The sequence below is a fragment of the Alteribacillus sp. JSM 102045 genome, assembly GCF_041949975.1.
Lineage (GTDB): Bacteria > Bacillota > Bacilli > Bacillales > Marinococcaceae > Alteribacillus.
Genome location: NZ_JBHFQG010000008.1, coordinates 1 through 22,351 on the forward strand (window position 1 = coordinate 1; position 22,351 = coordinate 22,351).

At 37.2% G+C, this 22,351-nt stretch carries 18 protein-coding genes, 1 tRNA gene and 3 pseudogenes; 11 read left to right on the forward strand and 11 right to left on the reverse strand.

The genetic code is table 11. The features are described from left to right. From ACE1TI_RS07530 to ACE1TI_RS07555, 6 genes and pseudogenes are all read left to right on the forward strand, one after another. A pseudogene (locus ACE1TI_RS07530) lies at nt 1-310 on the forward strand (ISLre2 family transposase); the annotation flags it as partial. 216 nt (nt 311-526) lie between these two features. Beyond that, a complete protein-coding gene (lepB, locus tag ACE1TI_RS07535; RefSeq protein WP_375006975.1) occupies nt 527-1,081 on the forward strand; it encodes a signal peptidase I in 555 nt (184 codons plus the stop codon). A 141-nt stretch (nt 1,082-1,222) separates the two neighbouring features. Continuing rightward, complete coding sequence (gene yhbH, locus ACE1TI_RS07540; RefSeq protein WP_375006976.1) at nt 1,223-2,389, forward strand: sporulation protein YhbH; 1,167 nt, start codon at nt 1,223-1,225, stop codon at nt 2,387-2,389. Nucleotides 2,390-2,458: 69 nt separating this feature from the next. Then, nucleotides 2,459-2,776, forward strand: a complete 318-nt coding sequence (locus ACE1TI_RS07545; RefSeq protein ID WP_375006977.1) for a YbjQ family protein — start codon at nt 2,459-2,461, stop codon at nt 2,774-2,776. 271 nt (nt 2,777-3,047) lie between these two features. Beyond that, the gene (locus ACE1TI_RS07550; protein WP_375006978.1) at nt 3,048-3,629 is read left to right on the forward strand and encodes a TetR/AcrR family transcriptional regulator; all 582 of its coding nucleotides are present in this window, start codon (nt 3,048-3,050) and stop codon (nt 3,627-3,629) included. Between the two features lie 9 nt (nt 3,630-3,638). After that, a complete protein-coding gene (locus tag ACE1TI_RS07555) occupies nt 3,639-4,157 on the forward strand; it encodes a small multi-drug export protein (RefSeq protein WP_375006979.1) in 519 nt (172 codons plus the stop codon). Nucleotides 4,158-4,496: 339 nt separating this feature from the next. Here the strand turns inward: ACE1TI_RS07555 and ACE1TI_RS07560 are convergent, their stop codons facing one another. The 10 genes from ACE1TI_RS07560 to glgB all read right to left on the reverse strand — a co-directional run bounded on the left by ACE1TI_RS07560 (nt 4,497) and on the right by glgB (nt 14,781). Further along, entirely contained in the window at nt 4,497-4,643 is a 147-nt protein-coding gene (locus ACE1TI_RS07560) for a hypothetical protein (RefSeq protein ID WP_375006980.1), read from the reverse strand. Between the two features lie 121 nt (nt 4,644-4,764). Then, nucleotides 4,765-5,205, reverse strand: coding sequence for an Hsp20/alpha crystallin family protein (locus ACE1TI_RS07565; RefSeq protein WP_375006981.1), 441 nt, complete (start codon nt 5,203-5,205; stop codon nt 4,765-4,767). Between the two features lie 241 nt (nt 5,206-5,446). Then, complete coding sequence (locus tag ACE1TI_RS07570) at nt 5,447-5,701, reverse strand: phage integrase SAM-like domain-containing protein (protein ID WP_375006982.1); 255 nt, start codon at nt 5,699-5,701, stop codon at nt 5,447-5,449. 143 nt (nt 5,702-5,844) lie between these two features. Beyond that, nucleotides 5,845-5,921, reverse strand: a tRNA-Pro gene (locus ACE1TI_RS07575). A 98-nt stretch (nt 5,922-6,019) separates the two neighbouring features. Further along, entirely contained in the window at nt 6,020-6,556 is a 537-nt protein-coding gene (msrA, locus tag ACE1TI_RS07580) for a peptide-methionine (S)-S-oxide reductase MsrA (RefSeq protein ID WP_375006983.1), read from the reverse strand. 142 nt (nt 6,557-6,698) lie between these two features. Continuing rightward, nucleotides 6,699-9,131 carry a glycogen/starch/alpha-glucan phosphorylase gene (locus ACE1TI_RS07585; RefSeq protein ID WP_375006984.1) on the reverse strand — a complete coding sequence of 811 codons (2,433 nt, stop codon included), beginning with the start codon at nt 9,129-9,131 and terminating at the stop codon, nt 6,699-6,701. 28 nt (nt 9,132-9,159) lie between these two features. Then, entirely contained in the window at nt 9,160-10,566 is a 1,407-nt protein-coding gene (locus ACE1TI_RS07590) for a glycogen synthase (RefSeq protein WP_375006985.1), read from the reverse strand. 19 nt (nt 10,567-10,585) lie between these two features. Continuing rightward, nucleotides 10,586-11,692: a glucose-1-phosphate adenylyltransferase subunit GlgD gene (glgD, locus tag ACE1TI_RS07595; RefSeq protein WP_375006986.1), complete on the reverse strand. Its 1,107-nt coding sequence runs from the start codon at nt 11,690-11,692 to the stop codon at nt 10,586-10,588. An 18-nt stretch (nt 11,693-11,710) separates the two neighbouring features. Beyond that, complete coding sequence (locus tag ACE1TI_RS07600) at nt 11,711-12,865, reverse strand: glucose-1-phosphate adenylyltransferase (RefSeq protein WP_375006987.1); 1,155 nt, start codon at nt 12,863-12,865, stop codon at nt 11,711-11,713. Further along, nucleotides 12,862-14,781, reverse strand: coding sequence for a 1,4-alpha-glucan branching protein GlgB (gene glgB, locus ACE1TI_RS07605; protein WP_375006988.1), 1,920 nt, complete (start codon nt 14,779-14,781; stop codon nt 12,862-12,864). The genes ACE1TI_RS07600 and glgB overlap by 4 nt, the downstream gene beginning before the upstream one ends. Nucleotides 14,782-15,020: 239 nt before the next feature. Here glgB and ACE1TI_RS07610 point away from each other — a divergent pair. From ACE1TI_RS07610 to ACE1TI_RS07620, 3 genes and pseudogenes are all read left to right on the forward strand, one after another. Beyond that, nucleotides 15,021-16,568, forward strand: a pseudogene (locus ACE1TI_RS07610) (glycerol-3-phosphate dehydrogenase/oxidase). Nucleotides 16,569-16,769: 201 nt separating this feature from the next. Beyond that, nucleotides 16,770-18,506, forward strand: a complete 1,737-nt coding sequence (locus ACE1TI_RS07615) for a phospho-sugar mutase (protein WP_375006989.1) — start codon at nt 16,770-16,772, stop codon at nt 18,504-18,506. Nucleotides 18,507-18,591: 85 nt separating this feature from the next. Beyond that, nucleotides 18,592-19,422, forward strand: coding sequence for an arylamine N-acetyltransferase (locus ACE1TI_RS07620; protein ID WP_375006990.1), 831 nt, complete (start codon nt 18,592-18,594; stop codon nt 19,420-19,422). Between the two features lie 141 nt (nt 19,423-19,563). Here ACE1TI_RS07620 and ACE1TI_RS07625 read toward each other — a convergent pair whose 3' ends face one another. Then, nucleotides 19,564-19,770, reverse strand: a complete 207-nt coding sequence (locus ACE1TI_RS07625; RefSeq protein ID WP_375006991.1) for an acylphosphatase — start codon at nt 19,768-19,770, stop codon at nt 19,564-19,566. Nucleotides 19,771-19,925: 155 nt separating this feature from the next. Between ACE1TI_RS07625 and ACE1TI_RS07630 the strand changes: the two genes are divergently transcribed. Both ACE1TI_RS07630 and ACE1TI_RS21900 read left to right on the forward strand, forming a co-directional pair. Further along, nucleotides 19,926-21,338 (forward strand): SpoVR family protein, encoded by a 1,413-nt coding sequence (locus ACE1TI_RS07630; protein ID WP_375006992.1) that lies wholly within the window; start codon nt 19,926-19,928, stop codon nt 21,336-21,338. 127 nt (nt 21,339-21,465) lie between these two features. After that, a pseudogene (locus ACE1TI_RS21900) lies at nt 21,466-22,327 on the forward strand (transporter substrate-binding domain-containing protein). Nucleotides 22,328-22,351 lie beyond the last annotated feature (24 nt).

Below are 22,351 nucleotides of genomic sequence, written 5' to 3' on the forward strand. Positions count from 1 at the left end.
GAGCCTGGGAGCCATGGAATCCAATCAGCGTCATGTCTCCTTTCGAATGAAAAAAAGAGGCATGCATTGGAGTGCTAAGGGCGGTGAATCCATGGTAAAAATCAAGCAAGGGATATGCAATCAAACGCTTCGGGAAGCTTATCTTAAGCATCAACCTAGAAGTACAAGGCAGCAGCGAGAACTCAGAAAGATCGTGCGCATGACAGAGCATTTGCGCCAGCCTACGCATCCTGGGGTAAAAGAAGGATCTGTGGCTCTGTACACCGCCCATTCCACCGCCATGGGAAAGTTAATGAAAAGCTTTCAATGATACCTCCATTTTTTCGGAAGCTTCGAAAGAAGGTTCCGAAAAAGTGGAGGCCACCAAGCGAAGCGCGGTAGCTGGTTTTAAAGCGTACAAAAATAGAGTGCTAAAAATAGTGGTGTTATAACCATGTCGAGAAAAACTTGACGCATACGTACATAACTCAACAATTGCCGATTCCGAATAACAATGATACATTATAATAGAATGAATGGAGGAGAGATGATGAATAATTTAGCACGGGAAATTTGGGATTGGATTAAAACGTTTGCCGTTGTTATTATCATCGTACTAATTGTGCGCACGTTCTTTTTTGCCAATTATATGGTACACGGAGAATCAATGATGCCTACAATTGAGAATGGTGAACGATTGATTATCAATAAAATAGGATATGAATTTTCAGAGCCTGACCGGTTTGATTTGGTAGTATTTCATGCAAACGAGGAAAGTGACTATATAAAACGGGTAATTGGACTTCCGGGAGATTATATTGAATATAAAGATGATACCCTTTATATAAATGGAGAAGAGCATACAGAAGACTACTTGACCCCATTTAAGAGCCAGGTAGAGGGTGAGAATTTCACTAACGATTTCACGTTAGAAGAAATTACGGGGGAGACGGAGGTCCCTGAAGGCAAAGTATTTGTTCTTGGAGATAACAGACAAAATAGTATGGACAGCCGCCAATTAGGTTTTATTGATATCGAAGAAATTGTCGGTAAAGCAAATATCAGATACTGGCCTATAAATGAATTTACTTTTATTCGCTAGCCTTTGTGTATCCGCAAAGGCTTTTTTAATTAAAAAATATAGGTTGGTCTTTAGTCAGAATTTTTTGCAACTATATTGAAGTGATCGCATAAGATAAAAATAATCCACTCTTAAATGGGTAGCAAGGAAAGGGGGCCCATGATGTCAGAAAATAGTAAGCATAATTTCATAGTGTCTCGAGAGAACTGGTCCCTTCATCGCAAAGGTTATCAAGATCAACGACGTCACCAGGAAAAAGTGCAGGAAGCTATAAAACAAAATTTACCCGATCTCATTTCAGAAGAAAATATTATAATGTCCAACGGCAAAGACGTGGTGCGTATTCCTATTAGGTCTGTGGATGAATATAAAATTCGATATAATATGGAAAATAACAAATATACAGGTCAGGGAGATGGTGATAGTAAAGAAGGGGACGTCATCGCAAGGGAGCCTGGAGGAAAACAGCAAAAAGGAGCTGCAGGGAAAAAACCAGGCGATAAAGCAGGTGAAGATTATTACGAAGCAGAAGTGTCAATAATAGAATTAGAAGAGCTGCTGTTTAGTGAAATGACACTTCCGAATTTGCAGCAAAAAGAACGAGATGAAATGGTTGTCGAAGACATTGAATTTAATGACATACGTAAACAAGGGTTAATGGGCAATATTGACAAAAGGCGTACGATTTTATCAGCGTTTAAGCGTAATGCGTTAAAAGGAAAGCCAAATATTAATCCAATATATAATGAAGATTTAAGATTTAAAACCTGGAATGAAAAAATTAAGCCAGAATCTAAAGCTGTTGTTCTTGCAATGATGGATACTTCGGGGTCAATGGGGCGCTGGGAAAAATTCATGGCAAGAAGTTTTTTCTTCTGGATGGTACGGTTCTTAAGGACAAAGTATGAAACTGTGGATATTGAATTTATTGCTCATCACACCGAAGCAAAAATTGTGAGTGAAGAAGATTTCTTCTCGAAAGGGGAGAGTGGGGGAACTATTTGTTCTTCTGCCTATGAAAAAGCCCTTGAAACGGTAGATAAAAATTATTCTCCAGTTCTTTATAATATTTATCCTTTTCATTTTTCCGATGGAGACAATTTAACTTCCGATAACCACAAATGTTTGCGATTGATGAATGAATTAATGGAAGTCTCAAGCATGGTAGGTTATGCAGAAGTAAACCAATATCAGCGACACTCCACGTTGATGCAGGCTTACAGGAAGATAGAAGATGAACGTTTCCGACATTATATCCTCAAGCAAAAAGGTGATGTATTCCACGCATTAAAATGGTTCTTTTCAAAAAAAGAACCGGAATTGGTTTAATTTTTTGTGAAACATTTCGCGGGTTCCTCCGTATTTATTAGATATGAAGAAGTCTTAAGGGGGACCAATATGATTATTGTTAGCACCGATAAAGTAGCAGGCTATGAAGTTACAAAAGCATTAGGTGTAGTAAAAGGTAATACAGTAAGAGCTAAACATCTTGGAAAAGATATAGCAGGAAGTCTAAGGGGACTTATAGGAGGAAAAATGAAAGAATACGAAGAAATGTTTCTTGAAGCGAGAGAATACGCTGAAAAAGAAATGATAGAAGAAGCAAAAAACCTGGGGGCAGATGCTGTGGTAGGAGTTCGTTATTCTTCTTCATCTATTATGAGCGGAACCTCGGAAGTAATGGTTTATGGAACAGCTGTTACGTTACAAAAATAATTTTTCTCCATTAAATCAACGGAATAGATGGAAGCTTGTGTTAAAAAACACAGGCTTTTTTTATACTGTTACGAAAAAATGGTAAACAGTATAAGCAAAACTACGTCATTCAACATAAGGACTCGGCGATAAGCCGTGTTTTTCTAATGGATTTATGAAAAACTGCGACATTTTACCGTCTTTTATTGTTGACTTAAACAATACTCCGGTGTAAAATAACTACCGACCGTTAGTTAGTTTTAGTTAGTTATAGAGATAGGGGGCTGATAATATGACTTTAGATAAAATTAAACAGACAGCTTTAGAGTTATTTGCAGAACACGGATATGACGGAACAAGTATGTCTGACATTGCAAAGAAAGTAGGTATTAAAAAGCCATCTTTATATAACCATTTTGAAAGTAAGGAAGCTTTGTTCTTTGCAACGATAGATGACGTATTTCGTTCTTACGTTGACTATGTTAATAAATCTTTAGCTGATTTAAAGGAAAAGACTGTAAAAACCAAATTAAAACAGGCCCTCATTTCAACAGCACAATTTTTAAGCTCTCATGGTATAGGAATGATGTATATGAGAGTATTAATGTTTCCGCCAATGGATCTTAGAGAAGATATCGTTAAACGTTTTGAAACGTGTGAAGGCGAAACAGATGAGATGTATATTCATTTATTCAAAGAAGGTATTGAAAACAATGAAATTGAGCCAGGAGATATACACATATATCTACAGGCTTTTTATACACTGCTGGATGGGATTTCTACAGACATGTTCATTTATTCAAAAGAAAAAGTAGAGAACAAACTTGAAGCCGGATGGACTGTATTCTGGAAAGGGATATGTGTAAGAAAGTAGGTGGGGACGATGCTAGAGGTAATAGGATGGTATATCAGTATATTTTTAATGGCTGCAACGCCTTGGCTTGAATTACTAGTCGTAATCCCTATCGGAATAGGTGCTGGATTAAATCCTGTCATAGTCGGAGTGGTAGCCTTTGTCGGAAATGCTTTACCTGTGTTTTTATTAATTTATGGGATGCATTGGATAAAGGAATTAAAATGGATAAAGAAATGGAAAGACCGTAAGCTTATTAAGCGGCGTTCTCATATTAAGAAACACGAAGATGATGAAGAAAAGCTTGCAAAAAAACAAGCAAGAAAAGAAAAAATGCAGCGTATATTCAATAAATATGGAGTGGCAGGCCTCGCTCTTGCTGGTCCTGGAGTGACAGGCATTCACTTGGCCACTATATTTGCTATGGCTTTTAAAGCAAATAAACGAAAGGTTGTTTTGTGGATGAATCTAAGTCTTGCTTTATGGACGCTTGCAATGACCGCGGCTTCTTTTTACGGAATTGAATGGCTGACTGCTTTATTTGGTTAAAAAAATGCTGTGTCAAAGAGAAATTCTTTAACACAGCATTATATTATGATATTTTGTGTAGTCGGGAAGACAGGATTTGAACCTCAGACTCTGCTGTCTTAAGGTGTTAATGGCAGTAATATCACTGTATCTCATCGTATTTCAATGAATAACGCACCGAAAGATGTGATTTATATGACAAATTTGTATTGGGTAATTTTTCATAGGTTAAATAGTTTCCTTATGGCAAACATTAATTAATTTTTGTTTCATTTAAATTTAAAAAAATAAAAAAGCATAGACACTTATATAATTAAGAATCTATGCCCTTATAGCAGGCAAAGAAATATTGTATCCTGCTTATGATGTATAAATCATACTACCTTGTATCTCTCCATATAAAGTTACCACACTTCCTTTAACAGCAATAGTAAGAACATCATATTCTACCCAAATAATATCATTTAAACTGGACCCAAATGACTGTTCTGTATCTGTTAATCTCATTACAGTGCTACTTCCATCCTTTTGTATTTCAACAACTTCACTAGGATAAGTTACAAATTCTCCAGCATAACATCAGGGTTTTTAAAGTTGAGCATAGTCGATTGTTTTAGCCTTAGAATGTTTAATGAAAGTCCACTTCAATTTTCTTTTTATTATTTTTTGTTATTTTAGGCATTTTAACCTCAAGTACGCCATTTTTGTAAGTTGCCTTCACTCCTTCATTAGAAACAGGACTTGGAAGTGTTACAGCTCGTTGGAAACTACCTGTATAGCGCTCTTTTCTATACATATTTTCTTCTTTTATTTCATTTATTTTATTCATGGAACCACTTATAGTTAATACATTATTTTCAATATCAATATTTACATCTTCTTTCTTCTCAAGACCAGGAATATCACAAGTAGCCACTACTTCATTTTCAGTTTCATGGACATCTACTTTAATGTTGCCAAAATGGTTATTGTCATTACTAATATCAAATGGAAGCCCAGAAAAGATACGGTCAAAATCCCTTCTCATATTTGCTAATTGTCTAAACGGGTCATATGGTGTTAATGTCATAATGCATACCTCCTATATTTTTTCATTTTTATCATTTACAATATGCTTAAAATTATCCCCATTATCGACATTAATATAAGCACCCGGGGATATACAAAAAAACAAACAAGGTAATAACATTACAATTCCAATTCCAATTCCAATTGTTATAATCCTAACTAGTCATAAAGGCGTAATCTGGTTGAAATAAGAGTTAAGAACAAATTGTAATCCCTTATAGAAAAGGTTTTTTCTCTTCTGTTCATTCGTCTAAAGAAACAATTAGTTTTTCTTCTTCATCTGTAAACACGTGAATATGAATATCTTCTTTTTGTTTCTTAATGCCATTACAGGGATTTTCTTTTACAATGTCTTCTTCAACTGGCCAACGGAAAAAGGCGTTTAAATATTTGTGGTGATTGTTGACTGTGGTTGTGTTGTTTCCTTTTTCTTGGTGTGATAAAAGATACTCTTTATGTGTCTCTTTTTGAAATTTCTTCTCGGTGTAAAAACTCATCTATTGCCAATCTAACTAACAAAAAACCACTTCCAGAGTTATCACTCTTTCAGTGGTTTCATTAAAAATTGATAATATAGTATTATAAACCATTAAACATTTTAAAGGTTAAAAATGCCTGTGAGTACTGATAAATCAGTAAATGGTCGGGATGACAGGATTTGAACCTGCGACTCCAGACACCCCATGCCTGTGCTCTGCCAAGCTGAGCTACATCCCGTTGTTACAGGAAATATTTTAATATACTTCTTTAAATCTTGCAACGGCGATATAGTAAATAAATTAGCAGAGGCGGGTATTTAAATAGTAAAACACCGGTTATATTTTCCAATATGATTGTATAAATTCGTCCCGGCCAGATTTTGCCCGGTCCTCTTTATATTCTTGTTCATTCTTTTTATAAAAGTCCTGATGATATTCTTCAGCTGGGAAAAATGTCGCTGCTGGTAAAATCTTAGTGACGATCGGTTTTTGGAAGCGGCCGCTTTCTATGATTTCCTGCCGTGTTTTTTCAGCTAATTCTTTTTGAAGATCGTTGTGATAAAAGATAGCTGTTCTGTATTGTGGTCCACGGTCATGAAACTGGCCTTCATCATCAGTAGGGTCAATTTGAGGCCAATATAAATCCAGAAGTTTTTCATAAGGAAATAAGTCGGGATCAAAAGTGATTTGGACAGCTTCGTAATGACCAGAGCGGCCTGTTTTCACATCTTCATAAGACGGATTTTCTAAATGTCCTCCGGTGTAGCCGGAAACAACCTCAATAATGCCTTCCATTTCATCAAATGGCTTAATCATACACCAAAAACAACCACCAGCAAATGTAGCTTTTTGATAAGGTGAATGATCGTTCAAGAAAAACCCTCCTTCCTTTTTGCAAAAAATAGTATAACACGCATATAGATAAACCTCTAATAACCAGTTTCCGCTGTAATATAAACGAGATTGGCAGTATAAAAAAATAAATCCCTCCTCTCTCTACAGAGAGGGGGCTGTATCAACGGGAAAAAACAGGGGACTTGGAAACCTTCCATATTTCAGATGCATACTCATAAATAGTCCGATCACTTGAAAATTTTCCAGAATGAGCAATGTTAGAAATGCTCATAGTCATCCATTTTTGTTGATTACGATAAGTTTGGTCCACCATTTCTTGTGTTTCTTCATAGCTGTTAAAATCTTTAAGCACGAAAAATTCGTCATTATGAGAAAGTAAATTATAGTAAATGTCTTTAAAGTCTTTTTCATCACTACCAAAAAAGCCATCATGCAGTTGATTTAAAATAGTTTTCAGCCGTTCGTCTGTTTGATACAGGTCCTCTGCACTGTAGCCTCCGTGATGATAATAATGTAGAACTTCCTCCGAAGTAAGACCGAAAGTGAATATGTTATGTTCTCCAACCATATCTTTTATTTCAATGTTAGCTCCGTCTAGAGTACCGAGTGTAAGGGCGCCGTTCATCATCATTTTCATGTTTCCCGTTCCTGATGCTTCTTTACTGGCAGTTGAAATCTGTTCACTAACATCAGCTGCAGGAATAATTTTTTCTGCTAGCGTTACGTTATAGTTTTCTAAAAACACAACTTTTAATTTATTTTGGATGGAAGGGTCATTATTAATAATCTCGGCAGCTGAAAGGATAAAGCGAATAACATGTTTAGCAAAATAATACCCGGGCGCTGCTTTTGCCCCAAAAATAAAAGTGCGCGGGATGATATCGAGATCTGGGTTTTCTTTTAATGTATTGTAGAGATAAATAATATGAAATATATTAAGCAGCTGGCGTTTATAGCCATGCAGTCTTTTTATTTGTACATCAAAAATGGACTGGTCATCCACAATTAAGCCAGTTGATTCTTTAATGTAACGGGCAAGCTGCTGCTTATTATATGTTTTTACCTCTTTCGCTTTGAGCTGAAAGGCTGGATCTTCAGCATAGCGTATAAGCTTTATCAAATCTTTAGGACGTTCTTTCCATTGTGTCCCAATCGCTGATGTTATCAATCGAGAAAGTTCCGGGTTAATCTGAAGAAGCCATCTTCTATGAGTGATCCCATTTGTTTTATTATTGAATTTCTTTGGATAAAGCTCATAAAAATGTTTCATTTCTTTCTTTTTTAATATATTTGTGTGTATTTTAGCTACTCCATTTACGCTGTGGCTGCCGACAATCGCAAGATGAGCCATTTTTATTTGTCCATAGCTTATAATAGCAAGTTCAGGGATCAATTTTCTATACTGCTTGTGGTCAAACCAAATTCCCTGGCAAAATCTCTCGTTGATTTCTTCGACAATCATGTAAATTCTAGGCATTAATTCGGAAAACATATCCATGGGCCAAGTTTCTAATGCCTCGCTAAGAGTGGTATGATTCGTATAAGCTACGGTTTGTGTGGTGATAGACCAGGCCTCATCCCAACTAAATCTTTCTTCATCCATTAATAACCTCATTAATTCCGGCACCACTAAACTTGGATGCGTGTCATTTATTTGAATCGCTGTTTTGCTCGCAAACTCTGATAATGGTTTCTTGTAGGTAATTTTATAAGAATGGATGATATTTTGAAGACTGGCAGAGACAAGAAAGTATTGCTGCTTTAATCTGAGCCTTTTCCCTTCCACGTGTGAATCATCGGGGTATAGAAATTCAGATATTTGTTCAATGGATCGTTTGTATTCCAGATAATCATTGTACTGAGGAAGTTCATTTTGTGAATATGCTGCGGCGTCCAGGGCAGACTCGGCGCTCCATAATCTCAGCGTGTTAACTGTATGGTTGTTATAGCCAGTGATGGGAACATCAAAAGGCACAGCTTTTACAGTTTCGGAATTTTGATGATAAAACTGAAGACGCCCGTTTTTTTCTTCCATTTGGATAGCACCGCCGAATTTTACTTCGACGCTTTCTTCAGGTTTCCTGTATTCCCATACATAATCATCTTTAAGCCAGTAATCCGGGAGTTCTACCTGATTTCGATTAATGAGCCGCTGCTCAAACAGACCGTATTTGTAACGAATGCCGCATCCATGACCAGGAATTTGTAAAGATGACATAGAATCTAAAAAACAAGCTGCAAGCCTACCTAGACCACCATTGCCAAGCCCGGCATCATGTTCGCAAGCTAGCACTTCTTCAAAGGAAAAGCCCAGTTTTTTTACAGCTTTTTGGACAGGTTCTAACAATTGAAGGTTTAGAAGATGAACTTTCATTAATTTTCCGAGCAAAAATTCCATCGAAAAATAATACACTTGTTTTTGATCACCGTTATTATAAAAATTTTGTGTTAGTTTCCAATCTTCATTTATTTTTTCTTTCAGCATTTGACTTAGAGCAATGAATATATCTCTATTAGTTGCATTTTTAAGAGTAGTACTACATGTTTTTTCTAGGTGGATGCTAATGGCTTCTACTATTTCTTTTTCTTTCATAAACCCACTCCCTTGTAATCCTTCAACTTTATAGCTTTTCGTATAAAGACTGATAAGTTTTTGCAGATTGATCCCAACTAACAGAGGATGTGTATATGTTTTGTAAGACTTTGTGCCACAGTACAGGTGTACGGTATAAGTCTAATGCATACTGAATCGCATGAAACATGTCATGTGCATTATAATTTGTAAAAGAAAAACCATTTCCTTCTAGCGTATGTTCATTAAACGGAACAATAGTATCACGCAGTCCTCCTGTTTCGCGAACAATTGGTACAGTTTCATACCGTAAAGCAATAAGTTGCCCAAGTCCGCAAGGCTCAAAGCGAGAAGGCATTAGAAAGAAGTCGGAACCAGCATAAATTCTGCGGGCCAGTCCTTCATCAAAATAATTGCAAACTGCAAGCTGTTCACGATATTGCTGTAAGGACTCTAATAAGGAGCCTTCTATAGAAGGTTCACCGGTGCCTAAAATAATAAGCTGGACATCTTCCTGCATCATTTCATGCAGCATACAAGTGACCAGGGAAAGCCCTTTCTGTTCAACAAGTCTTGAGACAATTCCTATAACAGGGACACAAGAACGTTCAGGTAGTCCACATTCTTGCTGCAGGTATTTTTTATTATCTTTTTTGTCTTGAGGAGATTGATGATAGTTTTTGTACAAATTAGTATCAGTAAGTGGATTGAATTCATTTACATCTATTCCATTCACTACTCCGAACAGTTTATCCTTTAGGTCATGAAGAAGAGGATCAAGTCCTTCCCCGTAATAACTGTATTGTATTTCCTTAGCATAGGAAGGACTTACTGTAGTTATGAGGTCTGCATGAAAAATCCCTGCTTTCATGCAATTTAGTAATCCATTCCATTCCATCCCAAAAAAGTGTTCATCTCGTACGTTAAGTAATTCATAAAACATATTTGCAGGCATAGCACCCTGATATTGAAGGTTATGGATAGTAAAGACAGATTTTACATCTGCTATAGGCTGGAGGATTTTTAAAAAAGCAGGAATTAAACCTGTTTGCCAATCATTGCTGTGGATGATATCTGGAATAAAGGAAAGAAAGGGAATGGCTTCAATGACGGCTCTGCTAAAGAAAACAAATCGTTCTCCATCGTCAAAGTACCCGTAAGTTCCTTTCCTTCCAAAATAATAAGAGTTTTTTATGAAATAGTAAGTAATGTCGTTATGGATTAATTTATATAGAACAGCTTGTTGATTACGCCACCCGACTGGAACATTAAAAGCTGCAACAAAATTAACTTCCTGTTGATTAATATTTGAATCTTCGTATAAAGGTAAAATAACGGACACTGTACAGTCATGTACTTTTTTTAGGGCAGAAGGCAATGAGCCGATAACGTCGGCAAGCCCTCCGGTTTTTATAAAAGGACTGCATTCTGATGCAGTTAATAAGACGTTTTGCATAGTTCGCTCCTCTTTTGTGTTAAATAGATGATCTCTTAGCAATAGCATACGGTTGTTCTTTAGCACCAATAAGTGTTCGTTTTTCTGAAACGGTTACGTCTTTATCAATAACAACGTCTTCTAGTTCGGCTCCTTCTTTTATATGACAGCGCTGCATGATGATAGAATTCTTAATTTTAGCACCTCTGTCTACTTTTACTCCACGAAATAATATGCTGTTAACTACCTCACCTTTCACGACACATCCATTTGCTATTAAGGAGTTTTTAACTTCAATATGACTGTTGTATTTAGCTGGCGGTTCATCTTTCACTTTGGTATAAATCAATTGATCCGTAAAAAAGAGCTTGCGGTAATTTTCTGAGTCTAACAGCCGCATGTTATATTTGTAATAGCTTTCTAATGAATTAATGACGGAAGAATATCCGTTATGATGATAGGTTTGGACATGCAATTTATTCAGGCTATTTTTTATACCATCCTGGAAAAGATTTGATTTACCTCTTGAAATACATTCTTCTACTAAATCTAAAAATAATTTCTTTCCAATAATATACATGCCTGAATATACAGTTGGATTTGTTTTATCATTTGTAAATGCAGTTACCCAGCCCTGTTCATCATACTCTACTTTTAGGCAGTGGTTGTGCTCTTTCTCTAAGACGGGAAATGTTTTAGTAATAAGGGTCACATCAGCTTCTGTTTGTAAATGGTGGCGGAAGGCTTTTTGGACAGGAATGTTACTTATAAATTGACTTCCGCTGACACAAATATACTGTGGTGTTCCACGGGAAAAAAAATCCCGGTTGTTGTGAAAATGCTGCAGATCTCCTTTAGAGACATCACTCGGATCGTTCCAGTCGGGGGGGAGGATAAATAATCCTCCACGTTTTCTATCAAGGTCCCACTCTGCACCAGTTCCCAAATGATCCGTAAGAGAACGATATTTGTTTCTTGTGAAAACGGCTATTTCATGAATACCTGCGTTGCACATATTAGACAGAGTAAAATCAATTAAACGATATCGTCCGGCAAATGGCACGGCTGCACCGCATCTAAAATAAGTTAATTCCTGCAAAAAATCGAATTCTGAATCAAGATTTACTACTCCCATCATTCCAGTCATATTTGTCTCCCTTCCCACTTAAAGCTGGTTTACAAAAGTGAAGTTTTCAAACGGCGTTTCTTTATCTATCACAATTAATTGCTCATCCGATTCAGGTTTTATGACACAACCATCAGGTATAAAGGTATTTTCCTTAACAATAGCTCTTTCTAATATTACGTCTTTTCCAATTTTAACTTTTGGCATGATTACGGAGTTGCTTATACAGGAACCCGTTTTTGTTTCTACTCCATAAAACAAAATCGATCGTTGAATATTCCCAAATACCTGGCAGCCTTCATTTATTAGTGAACCTCTTACAGTCGCGTCAGGTCCGATATAATGAGGAGGTTGATTTGGGTTTACAGTGTATATACGCCAATGAGGGTCATCAAGGCGAAGAGCAGATTCATCTCCCAATAAATCCATATTAGCTTCCCAATAGCTTTGAATGGTACCGACATCTTTCCAATACCCTCGGAAAGGAAAAGCGAAAAGTTTACGATTGTCCTTAAGCATAGAAGGGATAATATCTTTGCCAAAGTCATGACTTGAAGCAGGACAAGCCGCATCTTCAATTAAATATTGTCTCAAAACAGGCCAGTTAAAAATATAAATTCCCATCGAAGCTAGATTGTTTTGGGCATTTTCCGGTTTCTCTTCAAAGTCTGTAATAGCAAAATGATCATTGGTATTCATGATGCCAAAACGTGAAGTTTCTTCCCATGGTACTTCAATAACTGATATGGATGCTTCAGCCCCAGATTCCTTATGGAAATCAAGCATTGCAGAATAATTCATTTTGTAAATATGATCTCCGGATATGACAAGAACAAATTCAGGATTATATTGATCTAGGAAATGCAGGTTTTGAAAAATGGCATCTGCCGTACCTGAATACCAGTCCCCTCCATCCTTTACTCTGTAAGGAGGTAAAATGCTGGCACCACCATCCGTACGATCCATGTCCCATGGCTGCCCTATGCCAAGATGCCTGTTAAGAGCAAGGGGAGCATATTGTGTTAACACGCCCACCGTATCTATTCCTGAATTTGCGCAATTACTTAAAGTGAAATCAATAATTCGATACTTGCCTCCAAAGTAAACCCCAGGCTTTGCCATATCTTTAGTTAAGAGACCAAGTCTTTTCCCTTCACCGCCGGCAAGAAGCATGCCTACACATTCTTTTTTCATGTATGCGCCTCCTTTGTTTGCTCATTTCTTTTTTTCACTATACTTATCCCAAATGGTGGAACCTTTAATTGAATGGATTGTGACTGGTTATGCCATGGAACTGGTACCGAAAACAAAATATCTTTATTTGTTTGGCCTGATCCTCCAAAGTTCTCGTGATCAGAGTTGAAAACCTCAAAATAAGAACCGGGTTCTAATACTCCAACTTTAAAATCGTAGCGAACTACAGGAGTAAAATTACATATAATAATTAGGTAATCTTCCATTTCCATTCCCTGCCGAATAAAAACAATGACACTTTGGTCATTATTGTCAGCATCTATCCACAAGAAACCATCAGGATCGTGGTCTTTTTCATATAAACATGAATATTCTTTATAAAAATGATTTAATACTTTTACATAATCGAGCATTAGCTGGTGAAGCGGATATTCCAGCACTACCCAATCGAGTCCTTCTTGGTCTTTCCACTCGTCATACTGTGCAATCTCACTGCCCATAAACATAAGTTTTTTTCCAGGGTGAGTCATCATATATCCAAATAATAATCGAAGCTGAGCAAATTGCTGCCATTGATCACCAGGCATTTTTTGCAGAAGTGACTTTTTCCCATGGACGACTTCATCATGAGAAAAAGGGAGAAGATAATTTTCTGAGTAAGCATACATTAATGAAAAGGTAAGTAATTCGTGGTGATGTTTACGGTAAATTGGGTCCATTTCCATATATTTAATAATATCGTTCATCCATCCCATGTTCCATTTGAAATTAAAACCCAGGCCCCCCTCGTGGACCGGGGCGCTGACAAGAGGCCATTCGGAGCTTTCTTCGGCCATCATGAGAACATGAGGATAATATTCAAATACAGCTTTATTTAATTTTTTTAGAAATGCAGTTGCTTCAAGGTTTTCTTCACCGCCGTAAGAATTAAAGACAGGTTCTTCCCCGTTGTGTTTTTCAAAATTTAAATAAAGCATACTTGCTACTGCATCTGTGCGCAGGCCATCCACATGAAATTCTTCAAACCAGTAAACAGCGTTTGAGACTAAGAAACTTTGGACTTCTGGTCTGCCGAAATCAAAGGTTAATGTCCCCCAGGATGTTTTTTCTGCTTTGCGCAGGTCCTGGTATTCGTATAAAGGTTTACCGTCAAATAAACGAAGCCCATGATCATCTTTACAAAAATGGCCGGGAACCCAGTCCATAATCACTCCTATGTTATTTTCATGGCAAGTATTAATAAAATATTTAAAATCGTCTGGAGTTCCATATCTGCTGGTCACAGAAAAGTAACCTGTAATCTGGTAGCCCCATGAACCATCAAACGGATGTTCTGCAAGTGGAAGAAGTTCAATATGTGTATAGCCAAGATCTTTTACATAAGGAATTAAATGATGGGCTAGTTCTCTGTAAGAATAAAAACTGCCATCTTCTTTTTGTTTCCAGGTACCTGCATGGAGTTCATAAATAAGAAGGGGAGATTGATAAGGATTATAAGATTTTTGTTTTTCCATCCAGTCTTCATCTGTCCATTGAAAACTATTTAAATTGCATATAATAGAGGCTGTAGCGGGTCTGATCTCTGAATGGAAGGCGTAAGGGTCTGATTTTAGAATTTTAGAGCCATCCTGCTGCCAAATTTCAAATTTGTAGGCTGCTCCGTTTTTTATATGAGGAAAAAATCCTGCCCACAATCCGGCATCGCTTATCTTATTTAAAGCATGTCTTCCTCCATGCCAGCCATTAAAATCTCCAGCCACGTTTACTTGTTCTGCATGAGGAGCCCAGACTGCAAAACGGCATCCAGTTTGGCCATCTAATGTGTAAGGATGAGCCCCAAGTAAATGATGACTTTGATATAGCGTACCTTGATGAAATAAATAAATATCTTCTTCAAATAATTGGTAAATATCCATTATCCGCCCCCGCCTAAGAAGTTAAAACTCTATATTTTTGTGTTAAGAGTTAATTTCTCCATAGAAAAAAGAAACCCTTCAACTTTTTCAAAAATATTACAGGTTTTCAAATCTCTTTAATAGACCATAGATTATATAAAATAAGATTTAGCACTGAGATAATAATGAATAGTTATCATTTAAGATTCAAAGGGTAAACCTCATTATAGAAAGACTACTGCAGGAGGGAATGGGTAAAAATGGAAAGTGGAATATTCTCATATACATCAAGAGAAAAACGTTTAAATAAAATGAGCGAAAATACGCTGGATGTTCTTGTTAAAGGCGGAGGGATTACAGGGGCAGGCATCACCCTGGATTCCTCAGCGAGAGGATTTTACACAGGAATGATAGAGATGCAGGATTTTGCTGCAGGAACATCGAGCCGTTCTACTAATTAGTTCATGGCGGACTTCGTTATTTGATACAGTTTGAAATGAAGCTTGTTGCAGAAGTTGGCAGAGAACGGGCAGTGGTTTATGAAAATGCCCCCCATGTAACCTCCTTCGGGCTCCGTATGTATGACTCTCTTGCTAAAGTTAAAAAAGAAGAACAGCGCTACATGCTTTCTAAAGATAAAACGCTTGAAAAAGAGCCGTTATTAAGAAAAGAGGACTTGATTGGAAGCGGCGTATATGTTGAATACCGTACCGATGATGCCCGTCTGGCCCTCGAAGTAATTAAGAAAGCTGTGAATGTCGGTGCAAATGCTGTAAATTACACTAAAGCTGAAGAATTTATTTATGAAAACGGAAGAGTGATAGGAATAAAGGCAAAATATATGATTACAGGAAAAGCGTTTGACATTTTTGCAAATTATATTGTGAATGCAGCAGGACCTTGGGTAGATGAACTTCGCAACAAAGACGGTACAAATAAAGGCAAGCATTTACACTTAACGAAAGGTATACACCTTTTATTTTCAAGAAGCCGCTTTCTATTACGGCAGGCACTGTATTTTGATGCACCAGATGGCAGAATGATCTTTGCTATTCCCCGTGAAAATAAAACATATATTGGCACCACAGACAATGATTACGAGGGAGATACGGCTTTTCCCAAAGCAACTCATAAAGACAGGGAGTAATTATTGCATGCCTCAAATTATATTTTTCCATCTCTGAAGCTAACAAATAGCGAAATTGAATCAAGCTGGGCAGGGTTAAGGTCTTTAATTTATGAAAAGGTAAAACTGCTTCTGAAATATCTAGAAAAGATGAAGTTTTTTTCAGACACTGGTTTAATCTCCATTGCAGGAGGAAAATTAACAGGATATCGTAAAATGGCAGAAAAAATAGTGGATATTATAAGTGAAAAAATGAACATTTTTGCCCCTTGCCCGACAGCTCATATTAAACTATCAGGCGGGGAAGTTGGCGGTTCTTCAGGATTTTAAGTGTAAAAAAGAAAATTATCGTGGTAAAGAAGCTGGCCTTTCAAAAGAAGAGTCAGAATTTCTGCTTCGTTTTTACGGTGCAAATGCTTTAAAAATATTTGAACTTCTTCACCTGCTTAAAGACAAAAGTATAGAAGAAGAGCTGCCTAGAAAGCTTTACGGACAATTGCTATATGCTATTGAATACGAGATGACAGCAACACCAACAGACTTTTTTAATCGTAGAACAGGATTATTGTATTTTGGAATCGAAGAAGTAGAGCAGTGAAAAGATCAAGTTTTGGCAGTGATGGAAAGAAAACTCAATTGGACAAAAGATAAAACAGAAGCAATGCAAGCTCAATTAGAATGAGATATTATTTATGCAAAACATTCAGAAGAAACAGCTCAAGAAATAGATACAGAAACGGTTGTCTCTTAAAGGGCGAAACTAAAAATGTATGCAGAAAACCAGTTATTTTAATATACTGGAGGAAAAGCAAGAAACCGGGTAACCGGTTTCTTATCTTCTGAATGGCTGTAACAATATGATTGATAGAAGGAGTCGATGCTCATGGAATGGAAGAAACACTGGGAACGCTGGAGAGAAAAAATTTGGCTTGATCAAGAGTTGAAACAGCAGCTTGAACATATCAGCAATGATGAAAAACAATTAGAAGACAGTTTTTATAAATATTTAGAATTTGGCACAGGCGGTATGCGCGGGGAGATCGGCCCTGGTACTAATCGTATGAATAAATTTACTGTTAGAAGAGCTGCAGAAGGCCTGGCAAGATATATTGATGACCACGGAGATGCAGCAAAATCGCGTGGTGTTGTCATAGCTTTTGATTCACGTTACCGTTCAAAAGAATTTGCTTTAGAAACTGCTTTAACACTTGGAGCTCATTATATTCAAACATACATATTTCAAGAGCTTCGCCCCACCCCGGAACTCTCCTATGCTGTTCGAAAGCTCAACGCGTTTGCCGGTGTGGTTATTACTGCGAGTCATAACCCGCCAGAATACAATGGTTTTAAAATCTACGGAGATGATGGTGGACAGTTTCCGCCAGCTCCTGCAAAAAGAATTATTAAAAAAGTCGATCAAGTAGAAGACGAACTGTCAGTAGAAATAGCCGATGAAAATGAGATGAAGGCGTCGAGGCTTCTGCAGGTTATTGGAGAAGAAATTGATACTGCATACAATGATGAGTTACAGACGGTTACCGTTAATCCACAGTTGATCCAAGAAAAAGGTGATCAGATTTCAATTGTATTTACTCCTCTTCACGGAACAGCTAATATACCTGTAACCCGGGTGTTGGAAACAAGCGGATTTACAAACGTAAACGTAGTAAAAGAACAAGCACTTCCAGACCCAGAATTTTCGACAGTAAAAAGCCCTAATCCTGAAGATAAATCAGCTTTTGAGTTAGCAATTAAAGAGGGAGAGAAGCATCAGGCAGATATCTTAATAGCAACAGATCCAGATGCAGATCGAGTAGGAGTTGCAGTTAAAGGAATGGATAATCATTATCAGCTGTTAACTGGAAATCAAACGGGCGCATTAATATTAGAATATTTACTTTCCGAACGGCAAAAGCAGGATCTTCTTCCGGAAAATGGAATAGTTATGAAAACCATTGTCACATCTGAGCTTGGCCGTGTTATTGCAGAAAATTATGGATTAAACGTTATGGATACATTAACGGGATTTAAATTTATTGGAGAAAAAATTAAACAATTTGAAAACGAAGGAACCTATAAATTCCAATTTGGTTATGAAGAATCCTATGGATATTTAATTGGGGACTTTGTGCGTGACAAAGATGCAGTACAGGCGGCTCTTCTAGCTTCTGAAATGACATTATGGTATAAAGAACAGGGAAAAACACTTTATGATGGTCTATTGGACATTTATAATAACTACGGTTGCTATTTAGAAGATTTGGATTCGCTAACATTAAAAGGAAAAGAAGGAGCCGAGAAAATTGAAGGATTGTTGAAAGATTTTAGACAGAATCCACCAGAAGCTGTAAGCGGGATTCCTGTTAGAGTAATAGAAGATTACCAGACTTCTGAGCGCTTTTATTTAGAAACGAAACAAAGAGAAAAGATCAAACTCCCGGCTTCTAACGTGTTAAAATACATTAGAGAGGATGGAGCCTGGTTTTGTATCAGACCATCAGGTACAGAACCCAAAGTTAAATTTTATTTTGGGGTGAAAGAATCAAACATTGAAAGAGCTGAAGAGAAACTCCTTCAGTTACGAATGGATGTAATGACAAGAGTGAACCAGTATATTTAAAGGTGGTATACGCTCCGGAGAACTTCATCCGGGGCGTTACCATTACATTGTAATTAGATTTTTCTCAGCTAAAAGGGGTTACAATATGTACAGCTGGCAAAGCGACTATTTACAGACGCTCAACTTGAAAAAAGAAACTCCTTCCCGAAAGTATTTAAAGAAAATCATACGAGCGCATGTGAGGACATTTCCGTTTGAAAATGTCAGTAAACTTATTATGCATGATCAATATAAAGGTGCTGCTCCTATACCTTCAGTAAAAAAATTTTTAGAAGACCATTGGAATTACCATACAGGCGGCACTTGTTTTGCTTTGAATTCCTGCTTGTTTGATTTGCTTCTATCTTTGGGGTTTAAAGGTTATCTCATTAGACCTGGGGAAGAGCATATGGCTATTATTATCCGAGATCCTGAACGTAATGAAAGGCTTTTATATGTGGATGTAGGTACTACTGCTCCATTATTTGATCCCATACCATTTCGTGGAAGAAAGCATTCTATTCCACCATTTGCTGGCGAAAAGCTGCTTTTTTTACCAGGTGAAAACCATGGTGAATACACTTACATAAGGGTTAGAGGAGACCAAATAACAGATAAAAAATGGACTTTTTCAGTCTTTAATGAAATGAAGCTAGAAGACTTCGCTCCATGGGTAACGTCTACGTTTCAGCAGGAAGCTGTGTTTATGAACGTGCTTCGTTGTCAGTTATGGCAGCCAGAAAAAAGAAGAGGACTCTCGCTTGTGAACAGAAGATTTACAATTCGTAACGGCAGCGGAGGAGTTTTAACAAAGATGCTTCCAAACCGAAATGCTCTACAGCAAGTACTGATGGAAGATTTTAAAATGCCTAAGCTTCCTGCAGCTGAAGCCCTGGATATCCTTGAGAAGAAAGGGATAGATATTTTTGAGGATTAGAAGGAAGAGGCACCTCCTGCAGGTGAGCCTCTTTTGTTGTTTATAATAACTCCAATGTTTGTTAAGAGGATGAATATTAATATTTAACTTCAAAACTGCCTGCATGATTGACTGCATCAGTTTCTTTTATGTCTAAGTTTTCTACTTTTGAAAACTGATTCCCTTCTGCCATAGCATCCAAAAAATGCCCCATCTTTTTTCTTCCCCTTCTGCTGCAACTTCTACGCTTCCATCCGCTTTATTTCTTACCCATCCTTTAATACCTAATTTTTTGGCTTCTGTTTGTACAAAATTTCTAAAACCTACTCCCTGAACTGTGCCATGAACAACAATTTGCTGTTTAACCACGATATACACCTCCCACTATTATTTATACCTTTTTCAAATATACATCAAACCAAGGTTTTTTTCGATACTCTATATAAGGTAACAGCATACTATTTGTTCATTGTTCCCTTCTGTTTTCATATAGTAAGGGTAAGAAGAGTGGAGGAGGGGAAATGGTGAATATACATGAACAGAAGGAGTTAAAACGGTCCATTGAAGAGATAACTGAAATCGCTGAAGGATTTGGTTTAGATTTTTACCCAATGCGGTATGAGATCTGCCCGGCTGATATTATTTATACGTTTGGTGCCTATGGAATGCCAACACGTTATTCTCATTGGAGTTTTGGTAAACAGTTTCATAAGATGAAGATTCACTACGACCTGGGTCTAAGCAAAATATATGAGCTGGTTATTAATTCAGATCCTTGTTATGCGTTTTTATTAGACAGTAACTCATTAATTCAAAATAAATTGATTGTGGCTCATGTTCTTGCTCATTGTGATTTTTTTAAGAATAATGTTAGATTTTCAAATACAAGAAAAGATATGGTAGAAAGTATGGCAGCAGCGGCTGAGAGGATTTCACACTACGAAATGTCTTACGGAAAAAAAGAAGTAGAACAGTTCTTAGATGCTGTTCTGGCTGTCCAGGAGCATATTGATCCAAGCCTTGTTCGTCCAAAGCTTGATTGGACAATAGAAAGTGAAGAAGAAGAGACACCAGTAAACGAAAAGCCAGGTCCTTATGCTGACTTATGGAGTTTAGATGAAAAGGAAAAAACGGTATCGCCAAAAAGAAAAAAGAAGGCTTTTCCGCCTCGGCCAGAAAAAGATTTACTTCTGTTTATAGAAGAATACAGTAGAGATCTGGAAGCATGGCAGCGGGATATTTTAACTATGATGCGTGAAGAAATGTTATATTTTTGGCCGCAGTTAGAAACGAAAATTATGAATGAGGGATGGGCCTCCTATTGGCACGCAAGAATATTGCGCGAAATGGATTTAAGTACAGAGGAAAGTGTAGAATTCGCAAAATTAAATGCCAGTGTTATCCAGCCTTCAAAGACAACCATTAATCCTTACCATTTGGGCTTGAAGATTTTTGAAGATATTGAAGAACGCTACAACCATCCAGATGAAAGACTTAAAGAGCTTGGGGTTGAACTAGGAAGCGGCAGAGAAAAGCTGTTTGAAGTAAGAGAGTTAGAATCAGATACTTCTTTTATTAGAAATTACGTAACCAAAGAGTTAGTTCAAAAAGAAGATATGTATTTATTTCAGAAACAGGGCAGAGATTACACTATTGTAGATAAAGAGTGGCAGAATGTTAGAGATCAAATTATTCGGTCACGTGTAAACGGTGGATTTCCATATTTAACAGTAACGGACGGGGATTATGCAAAAGCTGGGGAATTATATATTACACATCACTTTGAAGAAGAAGAGTTGGATATAAAATATTTGGAAAAAACGCTTCCTTATTTGCATCAGCTTTGGGGAAGAACAGTACACTTAGAAACAGTAGTGGATGGGAAAACAGCCGTATTTAGTTATAATGGGCGTAAAGTTCATCGAAAAACATTGTAAACAATCTGCCAGTTAAAGTTAATTTTCTAAAAATTTCCAATTTAGAAATTTTTGTGTTATACTTTTGCCAAATACCCGGCATTTTTCTCGGATGCCGGGTTCTATATCATAAAAGGGGGAATTTAGAATGAAGAAATTTGTCATGTTTTCTCTTCTTGCTATGTTGTTATTGTTCATAGCAGCTTGTGGTGCTGAAGAGAGCCCGGAGGAAGAGAGCGGGGCAAAAGTACCTGAAGACGAGCCTGCCGAAGAGACAGAAAATGGGGCAGAAAATGAAGAAGAACCAGCAGAAGACGGGGATCGACCTACATATTCCGTAGCAACAGACAATAATTATATACCATTTGAATTTATCGATCAAGAAACAGATGAATTGGTAGGGTTTGATATTGATTTAATCAATGCTATCGCTGATGAAGCAGGGTTTAATATAGAAATTGAACAAATGGAGTTTTCCGGAATCGTATCTGCCATTCCATCCGGCCGTTTCGATATCGGAATTGCTGGAATGACGATTACGGAAGAACGTAAAGAAAACATTGACTTTTCTCAGCCTTATTATGACGCTGGATTAATTTTGGCAGTATTAGAAGACAATAAGGAAATTTCTTCTATTGAAGATGTGGACGGTATGACAGTGGCAACGCGTGTTGGTTCCACTAGTGGATTATCTTAAAGAAAATACGGATGCCAACATAGAAGCGTTCCCAGAAATTACAGAAGCGTATCGAAGCGTGCTAACGGAACGGACAGATGCAGTATTGTATGATAAACCGAATGTTGAATATTATGCAGAAACAGAAGCTGGAGGAGAGCTTGTAACAGTTGGGGAACTATTGCAAGGGGAGCAGTATGGAATAGCTTTCCCGAAAGACTCTGAACTGCGTGACGAAGTAGATGACGCAATCGATTCATTAAAAGAAAGCGGAGAATTTGACGAAATTTACGAAGAGTGGTTTGGCGAAGCTCCTGATATCGAGGAAGAATAAAATTGGAAAAGCGTGACATTTAAG